The following is a 10,520-nucleotide window of genomic DNA, read 5'->3' on the forward strand; positions in this document are numbered from 1 at the left end:
TCATATTCCGCCCGAAGATTTAACAAACGAAAAAACTCAGATTATCGCTAAAGCCATCCAGCGTGAGCTTGAAAGAGGGAATCAGCCTGAAGAAGATTATTTATTAAATATTCTTGAAGATGAAGACATTCGAAATCTTTTAGCTGAACTGGTTTTTGAGAGATATAAAATCTCTAAATCTTGGAATTACAACCCTGCAGAAGAATCAACCACAGAAATAAATTGGAAAATAGCAGAAGATTTAATAAAGAAATTTAAATCAGATTACTTAGAAAAACAGATTTATAAAAACCAAGCACAATTGAAGTCTGCCGTTGACATTGATGAGATTAAGAAACTGATGGAAATAGATAAAATGCTAAAGCAAGAAATCATTAAAATTAAATCAATGAAGTTTAGAGAAAATTAAATTCTAGGCTTCTCTTTCATTAAATACTTATTGATTAATGCAGTTAATCTTTATAACTGAGATTCGGGAGTTGAAATGCGGATCATAAGACCAATCTTAATATTAACTATACTTCTCATCTTCGGTTGTTCGAACTCAAACGATTCTAATCAAATTGAAACGTCAGGGACGATCGAAGCATCGGAAGTCGAAATTCGAACTAAAGTTGCCGGTGAATTGATTGATATTGAAATTAAAGAAGGTGAAAAAGTCAGCACAGGTGATGTTATCGCTTTAATTGATGATTCCGACCTTCAAATTCAAAAGGCACAAGCAGTTGCAGCGCTTAACCTCGCAAAAGCAAAATATCAGACAGTAATTGAGGGGACAAGACCCGAAGATAAAGCCCAGCTTGAAGAATTTGTTAAACAAGCTCAGTTGAATTACGACAATGCAAAACAAGATTTTGAGAGAGCTGAAAACCTTTTCAAATCACAAAGTGTTTCGCAAAAAATATTTGACGATGCGAAGCTTAGAGTTGAAGTCGCAGAAGCACAATTTACAGCAGCAAAGGAGAATTTGAAAAAAGCAGTCACGGGTGCGCGTCAATCGGAAATCAATGCTGCGAAGGCTGCTGTTGAGCAGGCAAATGCTGCCGTTGATGCAACTGATAAAAGAATCAGCGATGCGATAATCAAATCGCCGATTAACGGTTTTTCAACCTTAATGAATTATGAAAAAGGAGAAATCGTAAATACAGGTGCTGTTCTAACTCGTGTAGTCGATTTGCAAAATGTTTGGACAAAAATATTCATTAACGAAATTGATCTTGGTAAAATCCATTTGAATCAAGAAGTCATTATTAAAGTTGATTCGTTCAAAGATCGTCAATTCAAAGGCCGGGTCTCGTACATCTCACCCGAAGCTGAATTCACTCCAAAAAATATTCAGACAAAAGAAGAAAGAGTGAAGCTAGTATATGCTGTGAAAGTTTCAATCAACAACGATGACTTGCTCTTAAAACAAGGTATGCAGTGCGACGTCTTAATAAAATGAAATATGAAATTGTAAAAATTAAAATTAGTGACATTGAACAAGCAGGAAGTATTATCTGTTAAGAACCTTAAGAAGTCATTTAATCAAGTAACTGCACTTGATGATTTCGAACTTTCAGTTAGGGAAGGAGAGCTTTTTGGAATTGTTGGACCCGATGGCGCTGGCAAAACTACTGCAATAAAAATTTTTTCTGGCGTCGAAAAAAAAGATTCAGGTAATGTCAAAGTTCTTGGTTACAACATCGATACCGAAAGAGATTTGATAAATCGTGAAATCGGCTATCTCTCGCAAAAATTCTCACTTTATGGTGATTTGACTATTGACGAAAACATTGAATTCTTTGCGAAAATACATGGAGTGAAAAAATATCACGAGAGAAAAGAAGAACTTCTTCAATTTACAAGATTAACCCCTTTCAGAAATAGATTGGCTGATAAACTTTCCGGTGGAATGCGGCAGAAACTTGCACTCGCTTCAACTCTAATTCACTCGCCTAAAATAATTTTTCTTGATGAACCAACAAACGGAGTTGATCCTGTCTCGCGCAGAGATTTTTGGGGGATCTTATCTGCTCTTCTAAAACAAGGTATTACAGTCGTTATCTCAACTCCTTATTTGGACGAAACTGAAAGATGCACCAAAGTCGCATTAATTAATAAAGGAAAAACTCTGATTCAAGATACACCAATGAACATAAAAGAAGTTATTAAAGAAAACGTCTTTGAGATTGTATGCAGTCCTATCAGAGAAATCTATATGCATCTGAAGAATAAATTCCCAGAAATGGAGATTCAAATGTTTGGCGATCGGTTGAACCTGTTAGCAAACATATCGATTGAAAAAATAATTGTGGATATTACCTCGCAAGGTTACAATATCGTCAACTACAGAAAAATTCTACCCTCGCTTGAAAATGTTTTTATTCACATTCTGACAAAAACAAATGAACAATAATTTAGCGATAACGACTTCACATCTTACTAAAAAGTTCGGCAATTTTGTTTCGGTGAACGATGTTACATTCGACGTTAAACGTGGTGAGATTTTTGGATTTCTCGGGTCGAATGGAGCAGGAAAAACTACAACAATCAGAATGCTGTGCGGAATTTTGCCGCCGGCTTCAGGTCATGGTTTAGTAGCGGGATTTGACATTATCACTCAACCGGAAAAAATAAAAGAAAACATAGGCTACATGTCTCAAAAGTTTTCGCTTTACGCAGAACTGACAGTTGAAGAAAACATAGATTTTTTCTCAGGTGCATATAAGTTAAATAATAACTTACGAGTCGATGCTAAGAAACGAGCACTTGAAATTTCGAGATTAACAGGCAAGAAAAACGTTCAAGCTCGAAATCTTGCGACCGGCTGGAAACAGCGGCTTGCACTCGCTTGTGCACTTCTTCATAATCCCAAAATTGTTTTTTTAGATGAACCGACTGCAGGCGTTGATCCAATTTCACGCAGAGATTTTTGGGATTTGATTTATGAACTTGCCTCCGATGGAATAACGATTTTCGTTACAACTCATTTTCTTGATGAAGCAGAACACTGTACATCTCTCGGGTTGATTCATGAAGGAAGGATTGTCGCACAAGGTTCACCCCATGCATTAAAAAATCAGTTTCAAACGGAGCTTTATCGAATCGATACAGATAAGCCAATTGAACTAATGGAATCACTTCAAAAAGAAGATTCGGTTTATGACGTTACTTTATTTGGCAGCAGCATACACGCAAGTTTTCGATTTGGAATCGAACCAAAAATTATTATTAACAAATACGCAAGCAATATTAAATCCGAAATTAAAAGTGTTGAAAAAATTACTCCCTCACTCGAGGATGTATTTATCAGCATTATTGAAGACAAAAGCGCATCAAGAATTTAATGCAATTATTTAACTCGAAATTATTTCAAAAAATTGCAGCAAGCTTTGGAAGAATTGCTCCAATTGCAAAAAAAGAATTCATACAGTTCATTAGGGATAGACGCAGTCTTCTTGTATTTACATTTGTGCCTATGTTCATGCTGCTTTTATTCGGCTATGCACTTAATCTCGATGTTAAACATGTTCCAACAATTATTTGGGATCAAGCGAAATCAAGCTTGAGCCGTGATTTCATTCAATCGGTTACTAACAACGAGTACTTTGATATCATTAAGAATGTGAGCAGCTATGAAGAGGTCGAACATCTCATAAACAACGGAAATGCGAAAGTTGCTTTTATATTGCCGATTGATTTCGACAAGAAGATTCTTAAGAATGAAAATGTTCAATGCCAAGTTATTATCGATGGGAGCGAATCGAACACAGCATCAAGCATCATTGGATATATTAATTATTATTCGAATACCTTCAATCTAAAAAAAGTAAAAGAAAAAAATTCCGGTGAATTGCCATTTGCAAACATTGAGCTTGTACCAAGAGTCTGGTATAATCCCGAATTGAAAACAGCCAACTTCTTTGTACCAGGATTGATAGCTTTCATTCTAATGATAATGGCGGTTATTGCTACAGCACTCTCAATGGTCAGAGAAAAAGAAAGGAATACGGTTGAACAAATCATTGTCTCGCCAATAAGGATGTATGAACTCGTTATTGGTAAACTTTCAGCGCCGGGTGTGATTGCGTTGTTCGCAGCGATATTAGTTTTAATTACAGGCTGGATTTTTTTCGGTGTCAATGTTAAAGGAAGTCTTGTTCTCCTTTTGATTTATACAATTGTTTTTCTTTTTACTGCACTAGGTGTTGGTATTTTAGTTTCGGTAGTTTCTTCCAGCCAGCAGGTTGCATTTTTTATTTCAGTGATTATTACACTTCTTCCAACACTTGTTTTTTCAGGTTTTATTTTTCCATTAAAGAGTATGCCGGTGATTCTCCAATACATCAGTTATATCATTCCAGCAAAATATTATTTAACTGCGCTGCGCGGAATTATTTTAAAGGGAGTTGGATTCTCCTACCTTTGGGAGCAAATGGTATATATGCTCATTTTTCTTTTTATGATATTTTTAGCTTCCGTAATCATACTTAAGAAAAAAGGGTTGGAATGAGAACGATAATTGATTTTTTGAAGAAAGAATTTCTTCAGTTAAAACGCGATCCTCGAATGCTGCCGATAATTTTTGTTGCGCCCATACTTCAGCTTATCATAATTGGCTATGCAGTAACTTTCGATGTGAAAAATATTTCACTTGTGATTTGCGATCTTGACAGCTCACAAATGAGCAGAGAATTTTATCAATCATTTGAATCAAGCGGCTATTTTAATATAGAGTACTTTATAGAGAATATTGAAGAAGTTGATTATTACCTCGATAAATCGCTTGCAAATATTGTAATCGTAATTCCAAAGAATTTTTCGCACAACATTTCAAGAGGAGCGTTGACAAAAATTCAAGTATTACTCGACGGAGCCGATGCGAACTCTGCTAATATCAGCATGAGCTATACGTCGAGCATTGTAGTCAATTACAATCAAAAAATACTCATTGAGTTTAAAGATAAATCTGGCTATGAATTGAATTTTGCAAGAGTTATACCTGAAACAAGAGTCTGGTTCAATCCCGAGCTGATAAGTGCGAAATATTTTGTCCCAGGAGTAATTGGACTTCTGCTAACGCTGATGACAGTATTGCTAACGGCAATGGCAATTGTGAAAGAAAAAGAAATAGGAACGCTCGAACAATTAATCGTAACTCCAATAAAATCGTGGGAGTTAATTGTCGGTAAGCTCGTTCCGTTCATCATCATCGGGTTCATTGATGTAATAATCGTAGTAACGGCTGGCATTTTGCTTTTCAATGTTCCATTAAAAGGAAATTTCTTTCTGCTCCTTTTGAGCTGCATTCCATTTTTGTTTTCGACACTCGGACTTGGAATGTTCGTCTCAACTATTTCCCGTACACAGCAGCAGGCGATGATGATGTCAGTATTCATTGTGATGCTTCCATTTATATACCTTTCTGGATTTACATTTCCAATTGAAAATATGCCCGAGATAATTCAATTCACAACCCATTTTATTCCGCTAAAATATTTTTTGATAATTTTAAGAAGCTTGTTCTTAAAAGGCGTTGGTATTTCAGAAATTTGGGATGAGATGCTGATAATGTTTGTTATTGGTATCGTGATCTTTGTACTAAGTCTTTTGAGGTTTCATAAGAGGTTGGAGTAATTTAATCAAAAGTAAATTAAAGGTAAGTTATTATTTTTTGATTGGCTATTGCAGAAATAACCTTTTGTACTATGCCGTCGTTTGCTTGATATGGAATAAAAATTTCATCAGCTAATGTAATAAGCAATTCGTTTCTTTTTGCTGCAGTTTCTGTAGTAATTCGTTTGATAGAGCTATCGAACGGGGAGATAATTAATAATCTGTTTCGCTCCAATGCATGAATAATTTCTTGTGTCCAACGCTTCATGATACTCCGTGCAAGAATTAAAATAATCGGCTGTTTCCCTTTCAATAAAATTTCAAAGACGTCCTTTTCTATTTTTGAATGAAAGCCTGAAATGATGCATTTACCTTCGTCTCTTTGCTTTATTGCCCAATCATAGGTTTTAAGGATACTGTCAGCCGGAACTTTGCGGGAACATAGGAAACCGATTTTGTGGTTGTTTAATATTTCTTTATTGCCGAGATAATTCATAACTGACAGTAATTCGATACATAGATATGTTCAGCTTAATTAAATAATCGTTATAAATGTCTTTGATTCATTCTTTTTAGCAAAAGGGAGCGTCTATTTTTTTATGAGCAAAAATACACATAATGGGTACATATAAAAATGAACGTGTACCCAATGGGTACATAACTATTTCCTATCCTTAAAGAGTTTATAGAGCTTTCTATTTAGAAAGATCACTTCCTTACCAATTTTTTCGGGTTTAAGGATATCGATAGAAACTAAGGCATTAAGATATTTTGATGCCGTCTTTCGCAAAGCAATTTTATTCTCTACAAGGAAATTTATATTACAATAAACTTGGTGAAATATTAATTCAATTAGCTCTTTAGAATAAATCTTTGGTAATTTAGACTGAACCTCTTGAACTGTTTCATCTATGAGAGTTTTAATCTTATTCACTTTTTTAGTAGTCTCGGTGGCAGTTACTTCGACCGCATCAAGCATATAAAGAATCCAATCTTCCCAATTTCGTTTATAAGTTACTTCTCTTAAATAATTGTAATAATTATTTTTATTTTTTATGATATAACCGCTTAGATATAAAATTGGCAAGTCAATTAGATTGTTCATTGCAAGGTAGAGGACGTTAATAATCCGTCCAGTGCGTCCATTGCCATCATAGAACGGATGAATGGACTCAAACTGGTAATGAATGACCGCCATCTTGATGAGTGGATCGTCATTTGAATCTGAGTTAAGGTAATCTTCTAAATTTTTTAACAGACTGCGAATAACTGATTCACCGAGAGGCGGTGTATATATAATTTCTTTAGTCAATTCATTTTCAAGAACAGTCCCAGATAATTTTCTTATGCCCGCATTGTTAAAGATTAATTCTTTCTGAATTTCGGTGATAATATTTGCAGAGATAAATCCCTTTTTTTGAACTTCACTAAACCCAAGCCACAATGCCTTACGATAGTTCAATACTTCTTTTGTTGTTGAATCTATTTTTCTTGGATCAATTGCCAGTGCTCTGAAAAGCTTATCACATGTTGTTACTATATTCTCTATCGCAGAACTGTCTCTGGCTTCTTCAAGGGCAAGAGTATTTATAAGAATATTTTGATTCGGGAGAAGCCGCGATGCTCCTTTAAGCTCTGCAAGCGCGCGGTTTGCAGCAATAGCTTTTTTAAGAACCGCTTTTGTGTCAATGTCTACTTGGGGTGGAAGTAAAGGTAAATCATTGTATGGTTTGTTTGGATTGAATGTCATATCACACTTCCTCTAATTTATCCGCTGTGGCGGAATCTTTTCCCATGCGGCACTTTATATCATAATTAATAATAAAATCCATTTCTTCTTTCATGAGACATCAAAATTATGATGCAATTGATTCGTTTTGAACCCTTTTAATCATTTACCCATTTTCAATTAAGCATACCCAATAAACACAAGACATATGGCGTCTTCAGGTCGTCTTTGTGGCGTCTTTGGCGTCTTTATGACGGCTTAGAATATATTTTGTACCCTTTCCAGTTTTACCAATTTGTTGCAAAACATTTAAAGCAACTAATTCGGTTAAATCTCTCGTAGCCGTTCTTTCCGAAACTCCACAAAGCATTTGATATTCATTGTTTGATATGGATCCATTTTCCTTTACATACATCACTGCTTTTATCTGCCTCTCATTCAATCCTAACTTTTTAAGTTGCTCTTCAGTTAAAAAATCTTTGAAAACTGTAACTCTAACTCCGCCGTCTATTTCTATAAATTCAGGTTCTGGTAAGAATGCTTCTTTACACGAATTAATTATTCTTAATGTTCCGCTTCCCCAAGCTTCAATATAACCGCCTTTAAAACATACATCTGCAATTATGGGATTTCTAGGACGAGAAGGATGTTGTCTTTTCAATGCTTCGAATGTTAATCCTTCTGGGAGTGTTCCTTCGTTCCAAATGCTAAATTTATCTTCATACATTCTAATTTGAATTGTAGAACCCAAATAATTTCTATGAACGAGCGCATTCAAAAGCATTTCTCTTAAAGCAGCAACAGGATACTCACCTTTTTCAATTCGTTGCATTCCTTCAAATGCAATCGGCTTTGTAAAGAACTTTCTATTTAGCTGGTTAGGAACCTCTTGTATTAACTTTATGATGTTTCCTTCCTCTACCTCTTGATATTTAAGATCAGAATCATCTTTACCAAAGCGACCAATCTTAACTGATATGTTAGGATAAAATTTTCCCGGATCTTTACCGAAAAGAATTATTGCTGCACGTTTTAACTTTTCACCTTCTGCAAGACGTAATTTTTGAAGTAACTCAATTTTGGTTAATCCTTCAGTCTCCGGTAATCTATTAGCTCTTTTTGCAACTTCAAGAAATATTGAAACACTGCCCGGATCAATATCTTCCAAAGTTGCTCTTTCTTCAATAACGTTATCCCATGTTTGACCGGATTTGCGCAGAAGAAATTCGGTTAAAGAATTTCCCGTTAATTCTGTGGTTGTAGTACCTACTCTGATATAATATTTACCGTGGTATGAGATTGCAACAGTATAAGGTTGAATAAATATTTCTATGAAATGAATTTGATTTAACTCTTGCAGTTTGACTTCTGCTGTTATACCAAGATGATTTCTAATTTTGTTCGGTATGTCTTCCATTAACCTATTATAATCAGGTAAGTCAATAGGTGTTCCATTATCATCCTTGCCGATAAATAAAGTGCCGCCTCTAGTATTTGCAAGCGCACAAACTGTTTTTAAGTAATCATCCCGCCAGCTTGGTTTATATTCCATGTTTTGGTTTTCAGACATAGTTTACAATCATTTATTCAATAGATTTTTTAGTTGTATCACTTTTGTCAATTATTTTTACTTTAACAGTATCTTGAAAAGCATTTACATTTTTAATAAATACTTCCCGCTCTTTAGTATAAATAAAATAATTTATAATTGCACTTAATATAACAGTTGCAATTGCAACTATAATTGGAATCCATAATTGTCTTCTTTGATTGCGCTCTTGTGGAGTTAAGAAATTTTTTTCAAATTTTTTAATCTCATTATAAATAACAATGAACGTATTTCGGGAAGAATATAAAAGATTGATAATATCATTCGCATAATTTGTATAAGCAACATATCCGAAAGTTATATTTGATAATAAGCTTATGTCAATCAATTCTTCTTTTGAAAGTAGATTAATAACCTTTCTGAAATCAATTAGCTTCGTATAGGTTTCATGTCGATTTAATATTTTGTAGTGTATAGAATCAACAAAAAAATCTGCCTCTCCTTCTTCAATACTAGTATCTCCAACCTTAACAGATTTTTTAGGCGTTACATTAGATAGAACCAACTTAAATATTAATAAGAAATCAATAACCGTTTTTATTTCTTCATTTGAGATTTTCCTAACAATTTCCTTTTGAAATTTGGAGAGATACATTTATTCTTCCTCTAATTGATCCGCTGTGGCGGAATCTTTGCCCATACGGTACTTAATATCATAGTTAATTATAAAATCTAACTCCTCTTCCTTAAATCCGAAGAACAATACAAACAAATTAATTTCCATTTTTTCTAACCATTTTCAATCCACGTTCCTCAAAGAATTCATTAAGATTGATGCATTGAACACCATTCTTCTTAGCGACTTCGGGAATTTTATTCGAAACAAATTTCTTCTCATCAGAAATTAATTTAAAACCGTGCACCTTACAATAGGCAATTAAATATGGATCTGCCTCGTTTTTACCATCAGCAAGTTTCTTTTGATTTAGAAAACCAGAATTGTATTCAGCATTGACTATCGGAATAGTCTCATTAATTACTGCTTCATCAACTTTTTTAATAAACTTTCTCTTTCTCTTAAATCGTTTGATCCACTTTATCAGAAAGTCTTTTGGACCGAGATAATCATCAATTATTTCTTTCTCAACAAAATCAATTGTAATGAAGTTGTCGCTTAATATTAAATCTTCTATCTCTTCCCAGATTGCCTTGAAGACCGGATTTTCATAGTCAAACTTTTCTTGAAGATTTATAAGTGCACTTGTGTCAATTACATAAGCGGTTTTACTAAATAAATCCGCACTCATCAAATCAACCATACAATAGTTCTTTTATTTTAGGTATGTATGTAAGCTTTGCACCCAAATAATCGGATAATTCTTTCAGGTTGATTTTATTTTGTTCATATGCAGTAAAAGCTAAGCTTATAAATGTTATACCTCGCTCTTTAACTATCTCTTTAGGAATATTTCTTCCTTCAGATTCTTTTGATCTTCCAAAGGTAGGTTTATTCCACGATTTCAATTTCTCTTCATAATATTTCTTTGTTGTCAATTCAAGGTCATATAGCTTTCTTAATATTACTAAGCGACCCACAAAGAAACTATTTCCTATTTCTGTCAAATCTTTACTGGTCCATTCCTT

The 10,520-nt window shown here is 34.2% G+C and carries 11 protein-coding genes; 5 read left to right on the forward strand and 6 right to left on the reverse strand.

Translation table 11 applies throughout. From position 1 onward, the window contains the following. Nucleotides 1-484: 484 nt before the first annotated feature. The 5 genes from FJ213_11650 to FJ213_11670 are packed head-to-tail and all read left to right on the forward strand — an operon-like array spanning nt 485 to nt 5,619. Nucleotides 485-1,444: an HlyD family efflux transporter periplasmic adaptor subunit gene (locus tag FJ213_11650; protein MBM4176807.1), complete on the forward strand. Its 960-nt coding sequence runs from the start codon at nt 485-487 to the stop codon at nt 1,442-1,444. 33 nt (nt 1,445-1,477) lie between these two features. Beyond that, nucleotides 1,478-2,398, forward strand: coding sequence for an ABC transporter ATP-binding protein (locus tag FJ213_11655; GenBank protein ID MBM4176808.1), 921 nt, complete (start codon nt 1,478-1,480; stop codon nt 2,396-2,398). Further along, nucleotides 2,388-3,329: an ABC transporter ATP-binding protein gene (locus FJ213_11660; GenBank protein MBM4176809.1), complete on the forward strand. Its 942-nt coding sequence runs from the start codon at nt 2,388-2,390 to the stop codon at nt 3,327-3,329. The genes FJ213_11655 and FJ213_11660 overlap by 11 nt, the downstream gene beginning before the upstream one ends. Then, nucleotides 3,329-4,495, forward strand: a complete 1,167-nt coding sequence (locus FJ213_11665; GenBank protein ID MBM4176810.1) for an ABC transporter permease — start codon at nt 3,329-3,331, stop codon at nt 4,493-4,495. The genes FJ213_11660 and FJ213_11665 overlap by 1 nt, the downstream gene beginning before the upstream one ends. After that, nucleotides 4,492-5,619 (forward strand): ABC transporter permease, encoded by a 1,128-nt coding sequence (locus tag FJ213_11670; GenBank protein ID MBM4176811.1) that lies wholly within the window; start codon nt 4,492-4,494, stop codon nt 5,617-5,619. Before FJ213_11665 ends, FJ213_11670 begins: the two co-directional genes overlap by 4 nt. 16 nt (nt 5,620-5,635) lie before the next feature. Here FJ213_11670 and FJ213_11675 read toward each other — a convergent pair whose 3' ends face one another. From FJ213_11675 to FJ213_11700, 6 genes are all read right to left on the reverse strand, one after another. After that, on the reverse strand, nt 5,636-6,094 hold the full coding sequence (locus tag FJ213_11675) for a DNA-binding protein (protein ID MBM4176812.1): 459 nt from the start codon (nt 6,092-6,094) through the stop codon (nt 5,636-5,638). Nucleotides 6,095-6,259: 165 nt separating this feature from the next. Then, nucleotides 6,260-7,348: a Fic family protein gene (locus tag FJ213_11680; protein MBM4176813.1), complete on the reverse strand. Its 1,089-nt coding sequence runs from the start codon at nt 7,346-7,348 to the stop codon at nt 6,260-6,262. Nucleotides 7,349-7,544: 196 nt separating this feature from the next. Further along, complete coding sequence (locus FJ213_11685; GenBank protein ID MBM4176814.1) at nt 7,545-8,897, reverse strand: DeoR family transcriptional regulator; 1,353 nt, start codon at nt 8,895-8,897, stop codon at nt 7,545-7,547. Between the two features lie 13 nt (nt 8,898-8,910). Continuing rightward, nucleotides 8,911-9,531 (reverse strand): hypothetical protein, encoded by a 621-nt coding sequence (locus FJ213_11690; GenBank protein MBM4176815.1) that lies wholly within the window; start codon nt 9,529-9,531, stop codon nt 8,911-8,913. A gap of 118 nt (nt 9,532-9,649) precedes the next feature. Then, nucleotides 9,650-10,195, reverse strand: a complete 546-nt coding sequence (locus tag FJ213_11695) for a DUF4411 family protein (protein ID MBM4176816.1) — start codon at nt 10,193-10,195, stop codon at nt 9,650-9,652. Then, entirely contained in the window at nt 10,188-10,472 is a 285-nt protein-coding gene (locus tag FJ213_11700) for a hypothetical protein (protein MBM4176817.1), read from the reverse strand. The genes FJ213_11695 and FJ213_11700 overlap by 8 nt, the downstream gene beginning before the upstream one ends. Between the last annotated feature and the right edge of the window lie 48 nt (nt 10,473-10,520).

Source organism: Ignavibacteria bacterium (genome assembly GCA_016873845.1).
GTDB lineage: Bacteria > Bacteroidota > Ignavibacteria > Ch128b > Ch128b > JAHJVF01.